The 22,593-nt window shown below is 63.5% G+C and carries 22 protein-coding genes; 15 read left to right on the top strand and 7 right to left on the bottom strand.

What is annotated here, in order from left to right; genetic code table 11:
• The first annotated feature begins 121 nt into the window (after positions 1-121).
• Positions 122-1,489 carry an aspartate aminotransferase family protein gene (locus tag D1012_RS13615; protein WP_118153369.1) on the top strand — a complete coding sequence of 456 codons (1,368 nt, stop codon included), beginning with the start codon at positions 122-124 and terminating at the stop codon, positions 1,487-1,489.
• Between the two features lie 7 nt (positions 1,490-1,496).
• Positions 1,497-2,891 (top strand): glutamine synthetase family protein, encoded by a 1,395-nt coding sequence (locus D1012_RS13610; protein ID WP_118153120.1) that lies wholly within the window; start codon positions 1,497-1,499, stop codon positions 2,889-2,891.
• A gap of 34 nt (positions 2,892-2,925) precedes the next feature.
• Here D1012_RS13610 and D1012_RS13605 read toward each other — a convergent pair whose 3' ends face one another.
• Genes D1012_RS13605 through fabA form a run of 3 tightly spaced genes read right to left on the bottom strand, consistent with a single transcriptional unit; the run spans position 2,926 to position 5,502 of the window.
• Positions 2,926-3,714, bottom strand: a complete 789-nt coding sequence (locus tag D1012_RS13605) for an enoyl-ACP reductase FabI (protein WP_118153118.1) — start codon at positions 3,712-3,714, stop codon at positions 2,926-2,928.
• A 10-nt stretch (positions 3,715-3,724) separates the two neighbouring features.
• Positions 3,725-4,954, bottom strand: a complete 1,230-nt coding sequence (gene fabB, locus D1012_RS13600) for a beta-ketoacyl-ACP synthase I (protein ID WP_118153116.1) — start codon at positions 4,952-4,954, stop codon at positions 3,725-3,727.
• Between the two features lie 38 nt (positions 4,955-4,992).
• Complete coding sequence (fabA, locus tag D1012_RS13595; RefSeq protein ID WP_118153366.1) at positions 4,993-5,502, bottom strand: bifunctional 3-hydroxydecanoyl-ACP dehydratase/trans-2-decenoyl-ACP isomerase; 510 nt, start codon at positions 5,500-5,502, stop codon at positions 4,993-4,995.
• A gap of 180 nt (positions 5,503-5,682) precedes the next feature.
• On the opposite strand from fabA, the gene irrA reads away from it, so the two are divergent.
• The gene (gene irrA / locus D1012_RS13590) at positions 5,683-6,099 is read left to right on the top strand and encodes an iron response transcriptional regulator IrrA (RefSeq protein ID WP_118153114.1); all 417 of its coding nucleotides are present in this window, start codon (positions 5,683-5,685) and stop codon (positions 6,097-6,099) included.
• Positions 6,100-6,117: 18 nt separating this feature from the next.
• Here irrA and D1012_RS13585 read toward each other — a convergent pair whose 3' ends face one another.
• Complete coding sequence (locus D1012_RS13585) at positions 6,118-6,453, bottom strand: DUF6476 family protein (protein ID WP_118153112.1); 336 nt, start codon at positions 6,451-6,453, stop codon at positions 6,118-6,120.
• On the opposite strand from D1012_RS13585, the gene D1012_RS13580 reads away from it, so the two are divergent.
• The 7 genes from D1012_RS13580 (at position 6,452) to D1012_RS13550 (ending at position 12,965) form a co-directional block, all read left to right on the top strand.
• Entirely contained in the window at positions 6,452-7,510 is a 1,059-nt protein-coding gene (locus D1012_RS13580) for an RluA family pseudouridine synthase (RefSeq protein WP_118153110.1), read from the top strand. The genes D1012_RS13585 and D1012_RS13580 overlap by 2 nt on opposite strands.
• Before the next feature lie 167 nt (positions 7,511-7,677).
• Positions 7,678-8,571: an RNA polymerase sigma factor RpoH gene (gene rpoH / locus D1012_RS13575; protein ID WP_118153108.1), complete on the top strand. Its 894-nt coding sequence runs from the start codon at positions 7,678-7,680 to the stop codon at positions 8,569-8,571.
• Between the two features lie 238 nt (positions 8,572-8,809).
• Positions 8,810-9,502 carry a phosphatidylserine decarboxylase gene (locus D1012_RS13570; RefSeq protein WP_118153105.1) on the top strand — a complete coding sequence of 231 codons (693 nt, stop codon included), beginning with the start codon at positions 8,810-8,812 and terminating at the stop codon, positions 9,500-9,502.
• On the top strand, positions 9,499-10,254 hold the full coding sequence (gene pssA / locus D1012_RS13565; RefSeq protein WP_118153103.1) for a CDP-diacylglycerol--serine O-phosphatidyltransferase: 756 nt from the start codon (positions 9,499-9,501) through the stop codon (positions 10,252-10,254). Before D1012_RS13570 ends, pssA begins: the two co-directional genes overlap by 4 nt.
• A gap of 1 nt (position 10,255) precedes the next feature.
• On the top strand, positions 10,256-10,879 hold the full coding sequence (locus tag D1012_RS13560; protein ID WP_118153101.1) for a class I SAM-dependent methyltransferase: 624 nt from the start codon (positions 10,256-10,258) through the stop codon (positions 10,877-10,879).
• Positions 10,880-10,958: 79 nt separating this feature from the next.
• Positions 10,959-11,951 carry a Gfo/Idh/MocA family protein gene (locus D1012_RS13555; RefSeq protein WP_118153099.1) on the top strand — a complete coding sequence of 331 codons (993 nt, stop codon included), beginning with the start codon at positions 10,959-10,961 and terminating at the stop codon, positions 11,949-11,951.
• Between the two features lie 192 nt (positions 11,952-12,143).
• A complete protein-coding gene (locus D1012_RS13550) occupies positions 12,144-12,965 on the top strand; it encodes a cobalamin B12-binding domain-containing protein (RefSeq protein ID WP_118153097.1) in 822 nt (273 codons plus the stop codon).
• Positions 12,966-12,985: 20 nt separating this feature from the next.
• Here the strand turns inward: D1012_RS13550 and D1012_RS13545 are convergent, their stop codons facing one another.
• From D1012_RS13545 to D1012_RS13535, 3 genes are all read right to left on the bottom strand, one after another.
• Complete coding sequence (locus D1012_RS13545; RefSeq protein WP_118153095.1) at positions 12,986-14,812, bottom strand: M3 family oligoendopeptidase; 1,827 nt, start codon at positions 14,810-14,812, stop codon at positions 12,986-12,988.
• Between the two features lie 80 nt (positions 14,813-14,892).
• The gene (locus D1012_RS13540; RefSeq protein WP_118153093.1) at positions 14,893-16,578 is read right to left on the bottom strand and encodes an ATP-dependent DNA ligase; all 1,686 of its coding nucleotides are present in this window, start codon (positions 16,576-16,578) and stop codon (positions 14,893-14,895) included.
• Positions 16,575-17,591, bottom strand: a complete 1,017-nt coding sequence (locus D1012_RS13535) for a ligase-associated DNA damage response exonuclease (protein WP_118153091.1) — start codon at positions 17,589-17,591, stop codon at positions 16,575-16,577. The genes D1012_RS13540 and D1012_RS13535 overlap by 4 nt, the downstream gene beginning before the upstream one ends.
• A 190-nt stretch (positions 17,592-17,781) precedes the next feature.
• Here D1012_RS13535 and D1012_RS13530 point away from each other — a divergent pair, with 190 nt between their 5' ends.
• The 5 genes from D1012_RS13530 (at position 17,782) to D1012_RS13510 (ending at position 22,497) form a co-directional block, all read left to right on the top strand.
• Positions 17,782-19,173: a circularly permuted type 2 ATP-grasp protein gene (locus tag D1012_RS13530; protein ID WP_199489508.1), complete on the top strand. Its 1,392-nt coding sequence runs from the start codon at positions 17,782-17,784 to the stop codon at positions 19,171-19,173.
• A gap of 7 nt (positions 19,174-19,180) precedes the next feature.
• Positions 19,181-20,131 (top strand): alpha-E domain-containing protein, encoded by a 951-nt coding sequence (locus D1012_RS13525; protein WP_118153087.1) that lies wholly within the window; start codon positions 19,181-19,183, stop codon positions 20,129-20,131.
• On the top strand, positions 20,131-20,958 hold the full coding sequence (locus D1012_RS13520; RefSeq protein WP_118153086.1) for a transglutaminase family protein: 828 nt from the start codon (positions 20,131-20,133) through the stop codon (positions 20,956-20,958). Before D1012_RS13525 ends, D1012_RS13520 begins: the two co-directional genes overlap by 1 nt.
• 94 nt (positions 20,959-21,052) lie before the next feature.
• On the top strand, positions 21,053-21,682 hold the full coding sequence (locus D1012_RS13515) for a hypothetical protein (RefSeq protein ID WP_118153084.1): 630 nt from the start codon (positions 21,053-21,055) through the stop codon (positions 21,680-21,682).
• A 92-nt stretch (positions 21,683-21,774) separates the two neighbouring features.
• A complete protein-coding gene (locus D1012_RS13510; protein WP_118153082.1) occupies positions 21,775-22,497 on the top strand; it encodes an Ntn hydrolase family protein in 723 nt (240 codons plus the stop codon).
• Positions 22,498-22,593: the final 96 nt, after the last annotated feature.

The following is a 22,593-nucleotide window of genomic DNA, read 5'->3' as shown; positions in this document are numbered from 1 at the left end:
TGCTTTTGCTGCTTTTGAAAATACTCCGGGGGTACGGGGGCAGAGCCCCCGTCGCGGCGTCCACAAACCCTTCCATTTGATCAAATTCCCGGCAATACTGCGGCAAACCAAAGGGGCCGCCATGTCACAGCCATCCGTTGCCGGAGTCCAGACCGACCGCCTTGCCGCCTTTGCCGCGCGCGAGGCCAGCCGTTATGCCCGGTCGCGGCCGAAATCGGCCAAGGCGCTGGCCGAGGGGGCAGGGGCCTTTCTCAACGGCGTGCCGATGCATTGGATGCGCGACTGGCCGATGCCGCATCTGCCGCTGGTCGACAGTGCCAAAGGCGCGCGGATCACCGATATTGACGGCTATGGCATTGACGATTTCTGTCTGGGCGACACCGGCAGCATGTTCGGCCATTCGCCAAAGCCGGTGGCTGCGGCGATCCGCAAACAGGCACGCCACGGGCTGACCTATATGCTGCCCACGGCGGCCGCGATGCAGGCGGGTCAGCTGCTGACCGACCGCTTTGGCGCTTTCCGCTGGCAGATCGCCACCACCGCCACCGACGCCAACCGCTTTGCCCTGCGCGTGGCGCGGGCGGTGACCGGGCGGCCAAAGGTGCTGGTGTTTCATGGCTGCTACCATGGCACACTGGATGACACGATGGTCGAGCTGGTGGATGGCAGCACCGTCAACCGCGCCGGGCTGGTGGGGCAGGTGCAGGATCTGAGCCTTGGGGCAGTGGTCTGCGAGTTCAACGATCTGGCCGGGGTCGAGGCGGCCCTGGCCAAAGGTGATGTCGCCGCCATCCTGACCGAGCCGGTGATGACCAACTCCTGCATGGTGCTGCCTGAGGCAGGCTTTCACGACGGCCTGCGCCAGCTGTCAAGCCGCTATGGCGCGCTGCTGATCCTGGATGAGACCCATACCATTTCCTCAGGGCTTGGCGGCTATACCCGCCTGCACGGCTTGTCGCCTGACATGTTCGTGGTCGGCAAATGCGTCGCCGGGGGGATGCCAACGGCGGTGTGGGGGATGACCGACGCGGTGGCGACCCGCTTTAACGACTATGACGCCCGCCGCCCGCCCGGCCATTCCGGCATGGGTACCACGCTGTCGGCCAACCCGATGCAGTTTGCCTGTCTGGTGGCGACACTTTCCGAAGTCATGACCAAAGATGCCTATGCCCATATGGAAAAGGGGGCGGCGCGGCTGGCCGCGGGGCTGGAGGCGTCGATCACCACCCACGGCGCGCCATGGCACGTTGTCCGGGTCGGCGCGCGGGTGGAGTTCATCTGCGCCCCCGGCCCGCTGCACAACGGGACCGAGGCCGCCGCTGCGCATCAGCCGCAGGTCGAGGCGGCGCTGCACATTGCGCTTCTGAACCGGGGCTGTCTGATCGCGCCGTTCCACAACATGATGCTGGTCAGCCCGGCGACCAAACCACGCCAGATTGACCGGCTGGTTCTGGCCTTTGACGAAATCCTGTCCGAACTCTTTGCCTGAGGTTCCCATGAACACCCGTCCCAGCCCCTCCAGTTCAACGGTCGCCGAGGCCGAAGCCTTTCTGGCAGCGCATCCCGAGATCGAAGCCTTTGACATTGTCTTGCACGATTCAAACGGAATTGGCCGGGGAAAGATCATAAGGCGGGCCGAACTCCTGTCATTTTACAACAATGGCCGACATCTGCCAATTTCCATCCTTGGCCTCGACATCTGTGGCGAGGATGTGCATGAAACCGGGCTTATCTGGGATCAGGGCGACGGCGATCTGCGCGCCTGGCCGATCCCCGGCACGTTGGTTCCCCTGCACAACACCATCCCGCCGCGCGGCGAAGTCCTGATGTCGCTTTATGATCTGGAGGGCAGGCCGATGCCCTCTGACCCGCGCCACGCGCTGCAACGTCAGGTCGATGCGCTGGCCGCCGAGGGGCTGACGCCCGCCGGGGCCTTCGAGCTGGAGTTCTTTCTGCTGGCCAAGGAGCGTGGTCCGGATGGCAAGGTGCAGCCCGCGCGCGACGTGCTGGATGGTCGGGCCTCGACGCGGACAGAGGTGTATTCGGTCGATCATCTGCATGGCATGTTGCCGCTGTTTTCCGACATTTACGCCGGGGCTGCCAAAGCCGGGATCACGGCGGAAACGCTGATCTCGGAATATGCCCCCGGCCAGTATGAACTGACGCTGCACTACCGGACCGATGTGATGCAGGCGGCGGATGATCTGATGCGGCTGAAGCGGATCGTGCGCGCGCAGGCCCGCGCGCATGGCGTGACCGCCTGTTTCATGGCCAAGCCCAATGAGGATTACGCCGGATCGGGCATGCATTTCCACGTGTCGATGATGGATGACAACGGCAAGAACGTCTTTGTTGAAGAGCAGGAGGGGGCGTGGAACGCCGCCATCCTGCACGCCCTGGGGGGGCTGCGGGCCACGATGGGGGAATCGATGCTGGTTTTCGCGCCGCATGCCAATTCCTGGCGGCGCTTTGCCGCGCAAAGCTATGCGCCGGTCAGCCCGACCTGGGGGGTGAACAACCGCTCGGTGGCGCTGCGGATCCCAGCAGGCGATATCCGGGCACGGCGGATCGAACATCGCCCGGCCGGGGTGGATGCAAACCCGTATCTGGTGGCCGCGACGGTTCTTGCAGGCATCCGCCATGGCTTGCAGCACAAGATCGACCCCGGCCCGGAAACGGTCGGCAATGGGTATGAGGACGGGCAGGATGCGCCCGCGATCCCGCTGGACTGGCGGCAGGCGATCGAGGCGGCGAAAGGCTCTGCTTTCCTGAAAGAGGCCTTGGGGGAAGACATGCATCGCACGTTTACTGCCGTCAAATCGGCAGAATACGCGCGGGTGATGCGCACCGTGTCAGAGGTCGATTTCGATCTTTATCTGCACACGGTCTGACCGTTTAACGAATTTTCGCAGAAAATTCATCTGCTTACATGTTTGCGGGTTGCGGGAAGCCCAGCACGTGATAGCCGCCATCGACGTGGATCACCTCACCCGTGGTCGAGGCGCCAAAGTCTGAACACAGCCAGGCCGCCGTGCCGCCAATCGCGTCCAGCGTGGCATTCGCGCGCAACGGCGCGTTCTCCTCGGTATGGCGATAGGTGGCGCGCGCGCCGCCAATGGCTGCCCCGGCCAGCGTTTTCATCGGGCCGGGCGAAATCGCATTCACCCGCACCTTTTGCGGCCCCAGATCGTTGGCCAGATAGCGCGTCGCACTTTCCAGCGCTGCTTTGGCTACGCCCATCACGTTGTAATTCGGCGAGACCCGGTTCGAGCCCTGAAAGGTCAGGGTGATCAGGCTGCCGCCGTCCGGCATCAGCTCTGACGCGCGCCGTGCCACGTCGATGAAGGAAAAGCACGAAATGGTCAGCGAGTTCTGAAAATTCCCGCGCGACGTGTTGATGAACCGCCCGGTCAGCTCGGTCTTGTCAGAAAAGGCGATGGCGTGGATCAGGAAATCCATCGTTCCCCACCGCTCCTTGAGCGTGGCAAAGCAGGCATCCATGCTGGCGTCATTGGTGACATCGACATCGACCAGCAGATCAGACCCGACGCTGGCCGCCAAAGGCTCCACCCGCTTGCCGAATGCATCGCCCTGATAGGAAAACGCCAGCTCCGCGCCCTCTTCGGCCAGCGTCTTGGCAATGCCCCAGGCAATCGAGCGTTCATTCGCCACGCCCATGACAAGCCCGCGCTTGCCCTTCATCCAACCGGCCATGATCTGTTCCTTACGCGCGATACTTGCTCATCACCAATGTCGCATTGGTGCCGCCAAAGCCGAAACTGTTCGACAGGACCGAATCCATATCGACGCCCTCGCGATAGGTGGTGGCGATTTCTTCGGGCTTCAGCTCGGGGTCGAGCTGGGTGACATTGGCCGAGGCGGTGATGAAGCTGCCATTCAGCATCAGCAGCGAATAGATCGCCTCATGCACGCCGGTGGCACCCAGGCTGTGGCCGGTCAGCGATTTGGTGGACGAGATTGGCGGCACCGAGCCGTCGCCAAACACCCGGCGCACGGCTTTCACCTCGGTCACGTCGCCTGCGGGCGTGCTGGTGCCATGGGCATTGATGTAGCTGATCTTGCGATCCGAGGGCAGGGTGGAGATCGCCTGCCGCATCGACCGCTCACCGCCCTCACCGCTTGGGGCGACCATGTCGTGGCCGTCGGAGGTGGCACCATAGCCGGTGACTTCGGCATAGATCTTGGCCCCGCGTGCGAGCGCGTGGTTCAGCTCTTCGAGCACCACTACACCGCCGCCGCCTGCGATGACAAAGCCATCGCGGGTGGCGTCAAAGGCGCGGGATGCGGTTTCCGGCGCATCGTTGTATTTCGACGACATCGCCCCCATCGCGTCGAACAGGCAAGACAGGGTCCAGTCCAGCTCTTCGCCGCCGCCGGCAAACACGATGTCCTGCTTGCCGAACTGGATCAACTCGGTGCCATTGCCGATGCAATGCGCCGAGGTGGAGCAGGCCGAAGTGATCGAGTAGTTCACACCCTTGATCTTGAACGGCGTCGCCAGGCAGGCGGAGTTGGTCGAGGACATGCCCTTGGTCACGCCAAAAGGCCCGATCCGCTTCGGGCTGCCGGAGTCGCGTACGATGTTATGGGCCTTGAAGAACGACTTGGTCGATGGCCCGCCGGAGCCCACGATGATGCCGGTGCGGTCGTTCGAGATGTCCGACGCCTCCAGCCCCGAATCTTCGATCGCCTGACGCATGGCGATGAAGTTATAGGCCGCACCATCGCCCATGAACCGCAGGTCGCGCTTGTCGATATTGTCTTCCAGCACGATCTGCGGCTGGCCGTGAATCTGGCTGCGGAACCCGCGCTCGGCGTATTCCGGTGCAAAGACAATGCCGGATTTTCCGGCCCGCAGGGATGCTTCGACCTCGGCGGCGGTGTTGCCGATGGGGGAAACAATGCCGATGCCGGTGATGACAACGCGACGCATGGGCGACTCCTTCGTTCTGGATCAGTTGGCGTTCTGGATCAGTTGGCTGACAGGGCGACTTTCATATCAGTCACTTGGTAAATGACTTCGCCGTCGGCTTCCACCCGGCCATTGGCCACGCCCATGGTCAGGCGGCGGGTCGACAGCGCCTTGGTGAAATCGACGAAATAGCGCAGCATCTTGCGGTCGGGCCGTACCATGCCGGTCAGCTTGACCTCACCCACACCCAGCGCATAGCCGCGCCCTTGCCAACCGCGCCAGCCCAGGTTGAAGCCGGTCAGCTGCCACAGACCGTCAAGGCCAAGACAGCCGGGCATGATCGGATTGCCGGGGAAGTGGCAGTCAAAGAACCACAGGTCGGGGGTGATGTCGAATTCCGCCACCACATGCCCTTTGCCAAATTCCCCGCCATCCTCCGAGATGTCGGTGATGCGGTCCATCATCAGCATTGGCGGCGCAGGCAACTGAGCATTGCCGGGGCCAAAAAGTTCGCCGCGCGCGCAGGCCAGAAGTGCGTCTTTGTCAAAGCTTGACGGAAATTGCCCCATGGCCGACGGTTCCCCTTTGTTTTTGGTGTCCTTCGTTTCAATGCTGTAACACTCGCAGCGAGTCAGAGGCAAGGGTGCCCGGCACAGTACCTGACGCGGCGCGGGCGTGGTGCAGGCCATGATTTCCATTGAATTTCCGGGGCCGCACGCTTTATATGAAGGAAGAAGACAGGATTGGGCATGGAAAATACGGCACTGGATCGCGGAACGGAATGGCTGGCGCGGGGCGGATTGCGCCCGACGCGCCAGCGGCTGTCGCTTGCCAGCCTGCTGGTCGGTGACGGTCTCAACCGCCATGTCACGGCGGAAAGCCTGTTCGCGCTGTCGGTCGAGTCGGGTGACCGGGTCAGCCTTGCCACGGTTTACAACACCCTGCGTGCGTTTTGCTCGGCGGGCCTGATGAATGAGGTCGTGGTGGACGGGTCGAAAAGCTATTTCGACACCCGCATGGATGACCATCCTCATTTCTATTGGGAAGACACCGCGGAGCTGACCGACGCGCCCAAAGACCAGCTGGAGATCAGCGGCCTGCCCGACGCGCCCGAAGGCACCGAAATTTCCCGCGTTGATGTCGTGATCCGTCTCAAACGCACCTGATCCCAGCTGGCATGACCGTTACGGCTGACTGTTTGGCACAGCACCCGCAGTTGTGCCGGGGATCACAGCAACCTCTTGCCGGAACGCGCCATCGCGCCCGAAGATCAGAATCCGGTCATCCTCTGTCACCACGGCAATGAAATCGCGGCCCATCGTCACCGCCGCCGGGCGCGCGCCTTCGGGCATCGCCAGCTGGTCCGGCGTGGCCAGTGGGGAGATATCCGGCATCCGGGTGACAAGCAGGCCAACCACGGTTATGACACCGACAATCATCGTGGCGGTGAGAACGATCACCAGCCATTTCAGAAGTCTCAGCGAAGGCGGAAGCGCTTCGGAGTCAGGAGTGTTGTTCATGTCAGACCCTTTTGCCGATGCATCCGAGGACGAGGATATCACCCTGCAGGTGACCATCGCCGAGGGCTGCGCTGACCGTCTTGATAAGGCGCTTGCGCGTTCGGTGCCAGAGGAAGCGTCGCTGTCGCGCACCCGGCTGATGAAGATGATCGCTGAGGGGGCCGTCTGGCGCGGCGGTGAGGCGCTGACTGACCCCAAGATCAAGGTGGAGGATGGCGAAGTCATCACCCTGGTCCTTGACCCGCCGGTCAGCGTGGATACGCTGGCCGAAGATATTCCCCTGACCGTGATCTATGAGGACGACCACCTGATCGTGGTCGACAAACCCGTGGGCATGGTGGTGCACCCGGCGCCCGGCACGCCATCGGGAACGCTGGTCAACGCGCTGCTGGCGCATTGCGGCGACACGCTGTCGGGCATCGGCGGCGAGCGTCGCCCCGGTATTGTCCATCGGATCGACAAGGACACCACCGGCCTGTTGGTGGTGGCGAAATCCGACAAGGCGCATCACGGGCTGGCGGTCCAGTTTGAAAAGCATGACGTGAACCGCCGCTATCTGGCGCTGGTCCATGCCGTGCCCAATGCCGCTGACCCACGCCTGCGCGGGATCAAGGGCGTCACTTTTGAAACCGGCGGCATCATCAAGATCGCCACCTTGCTGGCGCGCCACAAGACCGACCGCCAGCGTCAGGCCGTGGTCTGGCACGACGGCCGCCACGCGGTGACACGGGTGCGGGTGCTGGAGGCGTTTGCCGATCAGGCGGCGCTGGTGGAATGCTGGCTGGAAACCGGGCGCACCCATCAGATCCGGGTGCATATGGCGCATGCCGGGCATGGCTTGCTGGGCGATCAGACCTATGGCGGCAAGCGCAAGCTGTCGCCAAAGGCGTTGACCCCGTTGGCGGCCGAGCAGGGCAACGGCTTTCCCCGGCAGGCGCTGCACGCGGCCACGCTGGGCTTTACCCACCCGGTGACGGATGAATGGCTGGAGTTCACCTCACCCTTGCCCGAGGACATGGCGACTCTGTTGGAGGCGATGCGCACCCCCAAAGAGTGACATTCGCGTGAGAACCCGGTCACAAACCTTCCCTATGGGAACGAAAGTGCCTTCATTCTGCGTTAAGTCAGGGATGATAACCCGTGCCCTTGAAGGGGCGGCGCACAGACCTTAGGTAACTTGGTCCCCCGGGGGCTGATGGCACCGGGGATAACAGGGGGCAAGAGATGAGCACCTATACCAACCTACCCGCACCAAGCCCGGAACAGGGCTTGAACCGGTATATGCAGGAAATCCGCAAATTTCCGCTGCTGGAACCGGAAGAAGAATACATGCTGGCCAAGGCCTGGGTTGACCGGCAGGACAGCGCGTCGGCGCACAAGCTGGTGACCAGCCACCTGCGTCTGGCGGCCAAAATCGCCATGGGCTATCGCGGCTACGGCCTGCCGCAGGCTGAGGTGATTTCCGAAGCGAATGTCGGTCTGATGCAGGCGGTCAAACGGTTTGACCCCGAACGTGGCTTTCGTCTGGCAACCTATGCGATGTGGTGGATCAGGGCCAGCATTCAGGAATACATCCTGCGCTCGTGGTCGCTGGTGAAACTGGGCACCACAAGCGCGCAGAAAAAGCTGTTCTTCAACCTGCGCAAGGCCAAGGCCAAACTCGGCGCGCTGGAAGAGGGCGATCTGCGCCCGGAAAACGTGGCCCAGATCGCCAAGGATCTGTCGGTCACCGAAGAAGAGGTCATCGCCATGAACCGGCGTATGGCCGGGGCCGATGCCTCGCTCAACGCGACGGTCGGGTCCGAGGATGGCGGCGCGCAGTGGCAGGACTGGCTGGAGGATGAAAACTCCGATCAGGCTGAGGCTTATGCCGAAAGCGACGAGTTGCTGATCCGCCGTCGTCTGCTGGTGCAGGCGATGTCGGTGCTGAACGACCGGGAAAAGGAAATCCTGATGCAGCGCCGTCTGGCGGATGAGCCGGTGACGCTGGAAACCCTGTCGGAAAAGCACTCGGTCAGCCGGGAACGTATCCGCCAGATTGAGGTGCGGGCGTTTGAAAAGCTGCAAACCAAGATGCGCGAACTGGCCAAGGGCAAGGGCATGGTGGTTCCGGGCTGATCCGGTCCCACGCCTGCGAAACAAGGCGGCCCCGGTAACGGGCCGCCTTTTGCATGTCAGCGCCTGCCTGTCCGCCAGCCCTTGGCCTTGGCCGCGCTGGCGGATACGACTCCCTGCACAGACGGCGGGCATCCGCCGAAGATCTGACGTTTTTGTTGGCTGATGCGTCGTTTTTGTTTGCCCCGATCCGTCGGGCAGGCTACGTCCTCGGCCTGAGGTTGAAAGGACCGGACCAACCATGACCATGCTGGGCACTTTTCTGAAGCCGATGCACCCCGAGGGGTACAAATTCGTGGCGATTTTCGCCGCGATTTCCCTTGTGCTGTTCTGGCTGTGGGAGCCTTTGGGCTGGATCGGCGTCGGCCTTACGGTCTGGTGCTATTACTTTTTCCGCGACCCCAAACGCGCGGTGCCGCAAGGCGCGGGCATTCTGGTGTCGCCCGCCGATGGCGTGATCAGCTTGATCGAGCGCGCCGTGCCACCGCCGGAGCTGGGCATGGGACCAGAGGCGCTGATGCGGGTGTCGGTGTTCATGAACGTGTTCAACTGCCACGTGAACCGTGCGCCGATTGCCGGTACGATTGGGGCGATGAGCTACCGCCCCGGCAAGTTCCTGAACGCCTCGCTCGACAAGGCGTCGGTGGATAACGAACGCAATTCGCTGCGGCTTGACCTGCCCGATGGCCGCCAGATTGCCGTGGTGCAGATCGCCGGTTTGGTGGCCCGCCGTATCATGTGGTGGGTGGCCGAAGGGCAGGGGATCCGCACCGGCGAACGCTTTGGCCTGATCCGCTTTGGCAGCCGGGTCGATGTCTATCTGCCCGAGGGTGTTACCCCGCAGGTTGCCATTGGCCAGACCATGGTGGCGGGGGAAACCGTGCTGGCGGTTCTGGGCCGCGATCTGCCACAAACCGTGAGCCGGATCGAATGAGCGAAGAACCCGCAGCACCCCTGCGGCGCAGGATGCACATTCTGCATCTGCTGCCCAACCTGATCTCTATCCTTGCGCTCTGCGCCGGGCTGACCGCCATCCGCATGGCGGTCGAGGGGCGGTTTGGCTGGGCCGTCGCGCTGATCGGCCTTGCCGCCGCGCTGGACGGCATCGACGGGCGGCTGGCGCGGATGCTGAAATCGGAAAGCGCCATCGGGGCCGAACTCGACTCCTTGTGCGATCTGGTCAACTTTGGCGTCACCCCGGCGCTGGTGCTGTATTTCTGGGGCATGCGCGCCGATACGTCGCTGGGCTGGATCGCGGTGCTGATCTATGCCGTCTGCTGCATGCTGCGGCTGGCGCGGTTCAATGTCGGCAACCGCCTGCCCGAAGGCGAGGACAAGCCAAAGGGGTTTGTCGGCGTGCCATCGCCTGCGGGCGCGATGCTGGCGCTTCTTCCGATCTACCTCGCCTATGGCTTTGACAACGCCCTGCGCCTGCCGCCTTGGGCGGTCGCGATCTGGATGGTGTTTGTCGGCGCTTTGATGATTTCGCGGATGCCGACGCCCTCTTTCAAAGGGGTGCGGATCTATGCCGAAAACGCCCGGTTCATTCTGGTTGGGTCGGTCGCTCTGATCGCAGCCTTGCTGACATATCCGTGGGTCACGCTGTTGTTGCTGGATGTCGCGTATCTGGCGGCCATTCTGTTTCTTTGGCGCAAAAGTGCGCGTTCTTTAAGGAGTGTCGTCTGACATGGATATCCAAGCCGTCCGCAAGTCCTATGCCCGTTGGGCCCCGATCTATGACGCCACCTTTGGCGTCATCACCCGGGTGGGGCGGCGCAGGGCGGTGTCGGTGCTGAACGGTCTGGGCGGCCGCGTGCTGGAGGTGGGGGTGGGCACCGGCCTGTCCTTGCCCGCCTATCGTCCCGATGTGTCGGTGACTGGCATTGATGCCAGCGCCGAAATGCTGGAAAAGGCACGCGAAAAGGTGTCGGAACTGGGTCTTGCCAATGTCGAAGGTCTGCGGCTGATGGATGCCCGCGTGCTGGAATTTCCCGACAACAGCTTTGACCACATCTCGGCGCTGCACATCATGTCGGTAGTGCCGGAACCGGAACGGGTGATGGCCGAAATGACCCGCGTGTTGCGCCCCGGCGGCACCATTGTCATGGTCAACCACTTTGCCCGCGATCCGCAGGACAAGGGCGCGCTGCCCTGGCTGGAGCGGGTGTTTGCCCCCTTTGCCGACCGTCTGGGCTGGCATTCGGATTTCAAGCGCAGCACGGTCGTTGACACCCGCGGCCTGAGCCTGATCGCGGAAACTGCCCTGCCGCCCTTTGGCATGATGACCCTGATGCGGTTCCGCAAGGACTGACATCTGCGCTTTTGCGAAGTGGCTTCCCTCCCGCGCTACGGATCGTTAGAATGATTGCGCTAACAGGGAGAGACAGCAGATGAAACCAGTTCGTTGGGGCGTGCTTGGCGCGGCCAAATTCGCGCGTGAGCATATGGCACCGGCCATTCATGCCGCCGAGGGGGCCGAGCTTGCCGCTCTGGCGACATCCGACCCGGCCAAGGCCGAGGGCTTTCTGGCCTTTTGCCCCGGCCTGCAGCTGCATTCCAGCTATGACGCGCTCCTGGCGGACCCGACGATTGATGCGGTCTATGTGCCGCTGCCCAATCATCTGCATGTGGAATGGTCGCTCAAGGCGCTGGCCGCAGGCAAGCATGTGCTGACAGAAAAGCCGATCGCGCTGCGCGCGGAGCAGATCGACCAGATCATCGCCGCCCGCGATGCCAGCGGCTTTCTGGCGGCCGAGGCGTTCATGATCGTGCATCACCCGCAATGGCAACGCGCGAAAGAGTGGCTGGACGCGGGAGAAATCGGCCAGTTGCGCCACGTGGATGCGGCGTTCAGCTACAACAACGCCGCCGAGCCGGGCAATATCCGCAACCGCCCCGACACCGGCGGCGGCTCGCTGCGCGACATCGGGGTGTATACCCTTGGGTCGATGCGCTTTGTCACCGGCGCGGAACCCGAAGACGTGGCGGCCCGGATCATTCTGGACGCCGGGGTCGAGGTGTTTGCCGATCTGAATGCCATGATGCAGGGGCCAACCGGGCGTTTCACCTATCGCTCGATGACCTCGATGCGGCTGGCCAACCGGCAAGAGGTGGTGTTTCAGGGCGACAAGGGCATGATCCGCGTCGGATCCGCCCCGTTCAATGCCAATGTGCATGACGTGGCCGAAGTCGAGCTGCACCTGCCGGGCCAGCGGGTGATCACCGACCGCTTCCCGACCGCAAACCATTACAAGCTGCAGGTCGAAGCCTTTGGCCGCAGCCTGCGTACCGGCGCGGCCTATCCCTGCCCGCTGGAATTTGTCCGCGGCACGCAAGCCATGATGGACCGCGCGCTCGATACGGCGATGGAGATCAGCCTTTAGGGCAAAAAGCACAGGATTTCTGCGCCGCAGCGTCAGGCGGTGGTGCAGGGTTCTGCAAAACTTGTCTGGACAGGTTGACACATTTGGACAAGACTTGACCCAAGGACGGGAATCGTCCGGGGGAGGGATTGCCCCGCGTTACAAGGCCAATCGGCCAGATGAACGCGCGGCCCAAGTTCAAAGTGACCAGACATGGCGACACGTTTTCCAGCGTTCTCCGCTGCTGCCGACTGGGATTTATCTGACGATGGCACGCGCGCGCCATCGTCAGATGCCATCGTGCATTCCTTTGCCGCCGAGGTGATCCTGCGCGTCGCGGCGCAAGCCCGCCGCGACCGGACCGAGGCCACAGCACCAAAGATCGCCCTGCTGAGCGAGGCGCTGCTGTGCAGCGATGACGCCGCCGCCCCTGATTTCGTGCGCGATGCCCGGCTGGCGGGTATGCCCGCCGATACGCTGTATTACGGTCTCGTGGCGGGCGCGGTGCAGCAGGTGGGGAATGTCTGGGCGCGCGATCATGTCGAATTGCCCGCAATGCTGCGTACCTCGCACCGGGTGTGGCGGATCATGAACGAATTGCGCGATGTCTTTGTGCGGATATCTGACCGCAAACCCGGCCAGCACGCGGTGTTTGCGCCCTGTCCGCAGGAATGCCACATGATCGGCCTGACCATGACCGCCGACGATCTGCGCCGGCGCGGCTGGGAGATCGAGGTGGTCAGCAGCGACACGCATGACGGGCTGATTCAGGACATCGAACGTCGTGCGCCGATCAGCGTGGCGCTTGGCGCTACCTCAACGAGGATGACCCTGCCGCTGGCCAGGCTGGTGGTGGGTCTGCGCGCGCATATTCCCGGCGTCTGGGTGATGATCGGCGGCGCAATCACCACCCAGGAACCTGATCTTTTGTCGATGACTGGTGCCGATGCCGTGGCCAACAGCGCCGATGAGGCCGAAACCCTGATGCTGGCCCATATGGCCGATCTGGTCGAACGTCGCGCCAACCGGATCTGACGCCGCTAGGGGCGGGAGGATTAATCCTCCATCGCCTCCAGCTCGTCGATAAAGCCTGCGATCATCGACAGGCCCTTGTCCCAGAATTTCGGGTCCGATGCATCCAGACCGAACGGGGCCAGCAACTCCTTGTGGTGCTTTGATCCGCCCGCTTTCAGCATCTCGAAATACTTCGCCTCAAACTCCGGCAGCCCATCGGCATAGGCCGCATAGAGCGCATTCACCAATCCGTCGCCAAAGGCATAGGCATAGACGTAGAACGGCGAATGCACGAAATGCGGGATATAGGCCCAAAAGGTCTCATATCCGTCCATATAGTCGAACACATCGCCCAGCGATTCCGCCTGCACACTCATCCACAGCGCGTTGATGTCATCGGGCGTCAATTCGCCCTCGGCGCGCGCCGCGTGAAGCTTGCACTCGAAATCGTAAAACGCGATCTGGCGGACCACGGTGTTGATCATATCCTCGACCTTGCCCGCCAGCAGCGTCTTGCGCTCGGCCTTGGTCTTGGCCTGATCCAGCAGCTTGCGGAAGGTCAGCATCTCGCCGAACACAGACGCGGTTTCGGCCAGCGTCAGCGGGGTTGACGACAAGAGCTCGCCCTGACCAGCCGCCAGCACCTGATGCACACCGTGCCCCAACTCATGCGCCAGCGTCATCACATCACGCGGCTTGCCCAGATAGTTCAGCATCACATAGGGGTGGACGGTGGAAACGGTGGGGTGCGCAAACGCCCCCGGCGCCTTGCCGGGCTTGACCCCGGCATCAATCCAGCCCTTCTCGAAAAAAGGCTTGGCAATCTCGGCCATTTCCGGCGCAAAGGCGCCGTAGGCGTCCAGCACGGTTTTCGTGGCCTCGTCCCAGCCGACCACGCGGGGCGCTTCCAGCGCCAGCGGCGCGTTGCGGTCCCAGACCTGCAACCGCTCCAGCCCCATCCATTTGGCTTTCAGCCGGTAATAGCGGTGGCTCAGCTTCGGATAGGCGGCGACCACGGCATTGCGCAGCGCCTCGACCACCTCCGGCTCGACATGGTTCGACAGGTGCCGTCCATGCTGCGGCGATGGCATCTTGCGCCAGCGGTCGTGGATTTCCTTTTCCTTGGCCAGCGTATTGTGGACCCGCGCGAACAACTTGATATGCTTGTCAAACACCGTCGCCAGCGCCCGCGCCGCCGCCTCGCGCTTGGCGCGCACCGGGTCGGTCAGCAGGTTCAGAGTCGCCTCCAGGTTCAGCTCTTCCTCTTCGCCCTCGACCGCAAACATCAGCCCGGCCATGGTCTCGTCAAACAGCTTGTTCCAGGCACTGGCCCCAACCACCGACTCGTCATGCAGGAACTTTTCCAGCTCATCCGACAGCTGATGCGGCCGCATCGCGCGCATGCGGTCAAACACCGGCTTGTAGCGGGCAAGGTCCGCATTGGCGGCGATCAGCGCGTCAAGCTGCGCGTCTTCCAGCCGGTTGAACCCCAGGCTGAAGAACACCAGCGGGGTGGTAAAGGTGGTGATCTTGTCCTGCACATCGGCGATGAACTTGGCGCGGTCGCTGTCCATCGTGTTCTGATAATAGCGCAGACCGGCAAAAGACATCAGCCGCCCGGCCACGATGTCGATCTGCTCATAAGCCAGCACACAGGCCAGCATCGCCGCCGCATCCAGCCCGGCCAGCTTGCCCTCATACGCCGCCGCAAAGTCGGCACAGGCCGTTTCCAGCCAGTCCATGTCCGCCGCAAACTCTTTGGACTCCGGCGCAGGATACAGATCGCGCAGATCCCATTCGGGCAGGTTCCCAAACCCGCCAGAGCTGGCATTGGCATCAAAAACGGGGCGGGGCATCGGCAGGGTCATCGGCCATCCTTCCAGAACATCTTTCCCCTCAAATAGGGGTTGCCTCACACAAAAGGCAACCCGCCGCTCATTTTCTGTCTTCAAATATCCTGGGGGTCCGGGGGCAAAGCCCCCGTCTTCTTCTTAGAACCTGCGGGCAAATCCCCCGTCTTTACCTCATCAGCGCGCAAAGTCCCCGGCTCGGACACCTGCCGCAGCAAGGCCCGCAGCCCGTCCAGCGTGTCAATCTCGGCCACACCCTTGTCCTGCCGCCAGCGCAGCATGCGCGGAAAGCGCAGGGCGATGCCGGATTTGTGGCGCGGGCTGGCCTGTATGCCCTCGAACCCGATCTCGAACACCAGTTCCGGCACCACCCGGCGCACCGGGCCGAAGCGTTCCACTGTGTGCTTGCCGACCCAGCGGGTGATCGCCGCGAATTCCACGTCGGTCAGGCCGGAATAGGCCTTGGTGAACGGCACCAGATCATTGCCGTCGCGGACCGCAAAGGTGAAATCGGTGAACAGGTTGGCCCGCCGCCCGTGGCCCGCCTGCGCATAGAGCATGACTGCATCCACCGTGAACGGGTCCAGCTTCCATTTCCACCAGTCGCCGCGCTTGCGCCCGGTGTGATAGGGCGATGAGAGCCGCTTGAGCATCAACCCCTCGGCCATCCGGTCGCGCGCCAAGCCGCGCGTCGCGGTCAGCGCAGCCCAATCCCCAAGGGCTGCGGGAGAGGGGGACAGCGGCAGACCGGCGGGCAGGGCGGCCAGCATCGCCTCCAGCCGGGCGCGGCGCTCTGACAGCGGGGCCGCGCGCAGATCCACCCCGCCGTCTTCCAGCAAGTCATAGGCCAGAAAATGGCCCGGCACCTCGGCCAGCAGCTTTTTCGGCACGGTCTTGCGCGCAATGCGTTTTTGCAGGGCGGCAAAGGGCAGGGGGGCATCGCCGCCCCAGGCCACGATTTCGCCGTCCAGCACGGTGCCCGGCGGCAGGTGATCCTGCAAAGGCGCGAATTCGGGAAAGCGGTCGGTGATCAGATCCTCCCCCCGGCTCCAGATCGCAAAGGCGCCGGGGCGGGCGATGATCTGGCCCCGGATACCATCCCATTTCCACTCTGCCAGCCAGTCCGCCGCCGGGCCAAGGCTGTCGGGCGCGGCCTCCAGCGGGCTGGCCAGCGCAAAGGGATAGGGGCGGGCCGCGCCCTCGGATCCTCCCTCTTCGGTCAGGTCGGCAAAGCGGGTGCGGGCCGGGTCCCAGTCGCCCATCAGCCGATGCGCCATCACCGCCTCTTCCACCCCGGTCGCCTGCGCCAGCGCCCGCGTCATCAGCCCCCGGCTGACCCCCATGCGAAAGCCGCCGGTCAGGAGCTTGTTGAACAAAAACCGCTCCTCCGGCCCCAGCCCGGCCCAGACCGAGGTGACATAGGCCCGCCGCTCGGCCTCTGGCCGCCCGGTCAGCGCGATCAACGCCCGCAGGGTGGCATCCAGCGTCGGGTCGGTTTCGTGTTCTGCGCGGGGCAGCAGATGGGCGATGGTTTCGGCCAGATCACCGGCAATGTTGTAGGATTCCTCGAAGAGCCACAGCGGCACTCCCGCCGCCTCTGCCGCCCAGGTGCGCAATTCGGTGGCATTGACCGCCCGCTTCGGGCGACGGCCCGACAGCAGGGCGATGGTCCAGACCCGGTCCGCCTCGGGTGCTGTGCGGAAATAGGCGGTCAGGGCGGCGGTTTTCTCGCCGGTCTTTGTGGTGGCGTCCATCGCGTTGAACAGGGCGGCGAAACGCTTCATGCCAAGTCCGCCTCCGACGCCGTTTCGGCCTCATCGCCGCCGAATTCTGTCTGCACGATGCCAGCCTCATAGCCCTGTTCCTCCAGCCAGCGCCGGAACGGGGTGGTGTAGCCATGGGTGACAAACACGCGCTCTGCGCCGGTGGCGTGGATGGCGGTGTTCAGGCCGGGCCAGTCGGCGTGGTCCGAGATCACAAAGCCGGTGCCAAAGCCCCGGCGACGGCGGATGCCGCGCAGCGCCATCCAGCCGCTGGCAAAGGCCGCCGAGGCCGGGCCAAAGCGCCGCGCCCAAGGGGTGCCAAGCGCCGAGGGGGGTGCAATGATCAGCGCGCCGGGGTGCGATTTCGCGTCAATCCCAGCGGTCACGCGGATCGTGGGCGGTAGCCGATACCCCTGATCGCGCAGGATGCGGGTGGTCTCTTCGACCGCGCCATGCGTCAGGATCGGCCCGGCCTCGGGCAGCATCGTCATCAGCCGCTGCGCCTTGCCCAGACCATAAGCCGCCAGAATCGACGCCCGGCCCTCGGCGGCATTGGCCTGCCACCACGCCGCCAGCTGCGCAGCGACAACCGCTTGCGGCTGCCAGCGAAACAGCGGCAGGCCAAAGGTGCATTCGCTGATAAAGGTGTGACAGGGCACCGGCACGAACGGCTCTGACAGCCCGTCATCCTCGACCTTGTAATCGCCTGACACCACCCAGACCTCGCCGCCACGCGCCACCCTGATCTGCGCCGATCCCGGCACATGGCCTGCGGGGTGAAAGCTGACCTCAACCCCGCCGATCTGCCGGGTCTCGCCATAGCCGATGCCCTCGGCGGTGATCTGCCCCAGTCGGTGCCGGATCACCGGCAATGCCTGATGGGTGCACAGATAGTGACCATGGCCCCACCGCGCATGGTCGCTGTGGCCATGGGTGATCAGCGCCCGGTCCACGGGCCGCCACGGGTCGATGTAGAACCCGCCCTCGGCGCAATAGATGCCGCGATCGGTAAAACTGAGCAATTGTGCAGACATGAGCAGAGCCTAGCACGTCCCCGTCCCTGGGAAAGGGTCACAGGACACATTTGCACTGCACAAAAAACGGGCGAATGTGCCCTATGCGGGCAGGAAATGCAGGCTCCCCCTTTCGCTGTTGGAACCGGGCTGATTAACTGGCGTTAAGGACCGGGGAACGGGGGCCGTAGTGACCAGCTATTTTAACGAGATGTACCAGGGCGACTCTGTGCGTGCGCCCTATGCGCGCCTGCAGAACTGGATGAACTCCATGCCCGCAGAATTGCGTCAGATGAAACAGGCCGAGGCCGAGGCGCTGTTTCGCCGGATCGGTATCACCTTTGCCGTTTACGGCGAAGGCGGCGATCCCGACCGGCTGATCCCGTTCGACATGTTCCCCCGGGTCTTTTCGGGCGCGGAATGGGCAAAGCTGGAGCGCGGCATCAAACAACGCGCGCGCGCGCTCAACGCCTTTCTGGTCGATGTCTATGGCCGGGGCGAGATTGTGCGGGCCGGGCGCATTCCGGGGCGTCTGGTCTATCTGAACGAGGCCTATGAAAAGGCGGTGGCGGGCTTTGTCCCGCCAAAGGGGGTCTACTCCCACATTGTCGGCATCGACCTTGTGCGCACCGGGCCGGATGAATTTTTCGTGCTCGAAGACAATTGCCGCACCCCGTCTGGCGTCAGCTATATGCTGGAAAACCGCGAGATCATGATGCGGATGTTCCCCGATCTGTTCCGCGAAAACCGGATCGAGCCGGTCGACAATTACCCCGAAATCCTGCGCCGGACGCTGGCCAGCGTTGCCCCGACGAAATGCGACCGCGAGCCGACGGTGGTGATCCTGACGCCGGGCCATTACAATTCTGCCTATTACGAACACTCCTTCCTCGCCGATCTGATGGGGGTGGAACTGGTCGAAGGCCAGGATCTGTTCGTCGAGGGCGAGTTCGTTTTCATGCGCACCACCGAAGGCCCGCGCCGGGTGGATGTGATCTATCGCCGTCTGGATGACGCCTATATCGACCCGCTGTGCTTCCGCCCCGACAGCATGCTTGGCGTGCCGGGGCTGATGGATGTCTACCGCTCCGGCGGGGTCAGCATCTGTTCGGCACCGGGGGCAGGGGTGGCTGATGACAAGGCGGTTTACACCTATGTCCCGGAAATGATCCGGTTTTATCTGGGCGAAGAGCCGATCCTGAACAATGTGCCGACCTGGCAATGCGGCAAGGCGGATGATCTGAAATACGTGCTGTCGCATCTGAACGAACTGGTGGTCAAAGAGGTCCACGGCTCGGGCGGTTACGGCATGCTGGTCGGTCCAAAGGCGACAGCGGATCAGGTAGAGATGTTCCGCGCCCGCATCACGGCCAACCCGAACAACTACATTGCCCAGCCCACGCTGGCGCTGTCCACCACGCCGACCTTTGTGGCCGAAGGCATCGCGCCGCGCCATGTCGACCTGCGGCCTTATTGCCTTGTCGGCGAGCGGATCGAGCTGGTGCCGGGCGGGCTGACCCGCGTGGCGCTGACCGAAGGGTCGCTGGTGGTGAACTCGTCGCAGGGCGGCGGGGTCAAGGATACCTGGGTGCTGGCGGAGTGAACAGAACATGCTGAGCAGAACCGCAGACAACCTTTTCTGGCTCGCCCGCTATCTGGAGCGCGCCGAAACCTCGGCCCGGCTGCTGGAGGTGGGCGCGCGCATCGCGCTGATGCCCTCGGCCGCGGGCTATCGCAACGAATGGGAATCGCTGCTGCATGCCAGCGGCACCGCCAACGGCTTTGCCAAGAAATACGGCGACGCCGTGCAGCGCAATCTGGAAAGCTGGTTCTTTTTCGACAGTGACAATGCGTCTTCGGTGATGTCCTGCATCACGGCGGCGCGCGAAAACGGGCGCATCGTGCGCACGGCGCTGACCACACAGGTGTGGGACGCGCTGAACACCGCGTTTCAGGAACTGCGCCAACTGGAGCGCCGCCCGCGCTCCGAGCTGGACCTGTCGCTGCTGACCGACTGGACCATGCGCAACACCGCCCTTGTGCGCGGCTCGATTGACGCGACCCTGCTGCGCAACGACGGCTGGGATTTCCTCAATCTGGGGTATTTTCTGGAACGCGCCGACAACACCGCGCGGCTGATGGATGTGAAATACTACGTCCTGTTGCCGCGTCTGGAATTCGTCGGCTCCGGGCTCGACAATTACCAATGGACCACGCTTTTGCGCGCGATGTCGTCGCACCGGGCGTTCCACTGGGCCTATGGCGGTGAAGTAACGGCGGCCAAGATCGCGCATTTCCTGATCCTCAACCCGCAGTGCCCGCGCAGCCTGATCACCTGTGTCGAAGGCATGACCAGCCATCTGGACCGGCTGGCGCGCGGCTATCAGCGCAAGACCTTTGCGCAGGAACGCGCCCGCAGCATTCAGGCCGAGCTGGCCGAGTTGCGGGTCGATGATATCTTTGAAGAAGGCCTGCACGAGTTTCTTACCCGGTTTATCGGCGATATGGCGCGGGCGGGGTCGGTGATCCGGGACTGTTATCTGAATGGGGATGTGCGCTGATGCTGCTGACGGTCAATCATGTCACCCGCTATTTCTATGACCAGCCGGTGCGCGGCGTGGTGCAAAGCCACCGGCTGATGCCGTCACAATGCGCCGGGCAAAAGATGCGCAGCTGGAAGGTCAGTGTCAGCGACGGCCAGATGGGCGGCGGCTTTCGCGACGGCGCGGGCGACTGGGTGCAGGGCTGGACCGTGCTTGGCCCGGTCAACGAGATCACCGTGCATGTGACCGGCGAGATCGAGACCTTTGATCAGGCCGGCGTGCTGCGCGGCCACAAGGAACTGACCCCGCCCGACTGCTATCTGCGCTCCACCCACCCGACCGAGGCCGATGCCGCCCTTGCCGCGCTGGCCGATGGCCTGACCCCGGCGCAAGACGCGTTGGCCGCAGCGCATCTGATCTCGGAACGGGTGTCGGATGCGATTGTCTACACAGCCGACACCACCAATGCCCACACCACCGCCGCCGAGGCGCTGGCACAGGGCACCGGGGTTTGTCAGGATCAGGCCCATGCGGTGATCGCCATCGCCCGCCACATCGGCCTGCCTGCGCGCTATGTCTCGGGCTATCTGCTGGTGGGCATTGATGGCGCCGCGCATGACGCGGCCCATGCCTGGGCCGAGGTGTTTATCGCCGGGCTGGGTTGGGTCGGCTTTGACCCCGCCAACCGCTGCTGCCCGGATGACCGCTACATCCGCCTTGGCTCTGGCCTCGATTCGCTGCATGCCGCGATGATCCGCGGCATCGCGCGCGGGCAGGGTGAAGAAAGTCTGGATGTCTCGGTCACCGTGCAGGCGACACAAACCCAGTCGCAAACCCAGCAATAGCGGAAAATTGGCGGTAGATTCCCTATTTCCGCCCCGCTTTTGCCACAGGCTCTGCGCAGCCTGTCGCTTGCGATAGGGTCGCAGGGGGTGAACCATGGCTTTGGCCTATGACTTTGATATTTTCGAGGTGATTCCGGAGAGCGGCTCGTCAGATCCGCAGCTTGATGGCTTTCTGTCTGATGCAGGTTTCAGGCCCGCGCGTGACCTTGCCACCGTGGCCCTGTTCCGTGATCCGCATACGGCACAGGCGCTGCGCGATTCTCCACCGGGCCTGCGCGACTATTTTCTGGCGTCCGGCTTCGGGCTCAACACCTATGCCTCCGGCGCGCCTCCGGGCCGCTATCCCGCCGGGGATGAGGCGGCGCGGCTGGCCCTGATCCAGCGGCTGGCCGACAATGCCCGGCACTACCCGTTGCCCCGGTCCGAAGGTGCTGCCGTTGCCGGTGATGCGTTCCGTCTGGAGTCCTTCCTCGCAGCCCTTGATGATTGCGAACCGCTCGATATGACCTGCAGCGATGTGCCCGATCACAGCCCACGCACCCTGCCACCAGTGCTTGAAGAAACCGACCCGATCGCCGATCCGGGGCTCGATACTGGCACGCCATTACAGCGCCGCAAGTTCTGGCAAAGCCGCTTTTTCCGCCTTGGCGCCGCCGCCGCGCTGGTGCTGGCGGTCATGCAACTGGCCGGTGGCCCGGCCCTGACCGCGCTGGCCAGCCTGTAAGCTGTGTTGCCGCAGGGACGGGCTGCACGTTCGCCCTTTCCATCCCCGCGCGCGGCAAGTAGCGTTCCGGCCTGAGTCTTGGGGGCGTGAATATGACCTATTGTGTCGGGCTGTTGCTGAACGAAGGCATGGTGCTGTTGTCGGATACGCGCACCAATGCGGGGCTCGACAACATCGCCACCTATCGCAAGATGTTCCACTTTGAAGATCCGGGTGAGCGGATCATCACCATCGTCACCGCTGGCAGTCTGTCGGTGACCCAGACCACCATCGCCCGCCTGCGCGAAGCGGTGGAGGACAAGGATGCAACCCCTGATACCTCGGTCATCTTGGCCCCCACCATGCTAAAGGTCGCCGAGATCGTCGGCAATGCGCTGGCCACGGTGCGCCGCGAGATCGACGAAAAACTGTCGATGGCGCAGGGCGCCAGTGCCACGATGATCGTGGCCGGGCAGCGCAAAGGCGGTGCGATGCGGATGTTCCTGATCTATCCCGAGGGTAATTTCATCGAAGCCACCGAAGACACGCCTTTCCTCCAGATCGGCGAGCACAAATATGGCAAACCGATTCTCGACCGGGTGGTAAAGCCAACCACCTCGCTCAGCGACGCGCAAAAGGCAGTGCTGCTGTCGATGGATTCCACCCTGCGTTCCAACCTGTCGGTCGGCATGCCGCTTGATCTGTGCGTGATCCAGGCCGACGAGTGCAAGATCGGCACCCTGCGCCGGATCGAGGCGGGCGACGAATCCTTCCGCAACATGAGCGACGCCTGGTCCCACGCGCTGCGCGAAGGCTTCAGCCAGATCACGATCTGACCCAGTTTCCCCCGGCCATTGCTGCTTTCCAAATACTCCCGCGCGGAGCGCATTCCGAACGTGCCGCCACGCGCGGGATCAGATCGCAGTGCTGAC

This window comes from Pseudotabrizicola alkalilacus (assembly GCF_003443995.1).
Lineage (GTDB): Bacteria > Pseudomonadota > Alphaproteobacteria > Rhodobacterales > Rhodobacteraceae > Pseudotabrizicola > Pseudotabrizicola alkalilacus.
The sequence above is the reverse complement of the archived record's forward strand: the minus strand, read 5'-3'. Positions and strand labels throughout refer to the sequence as shown.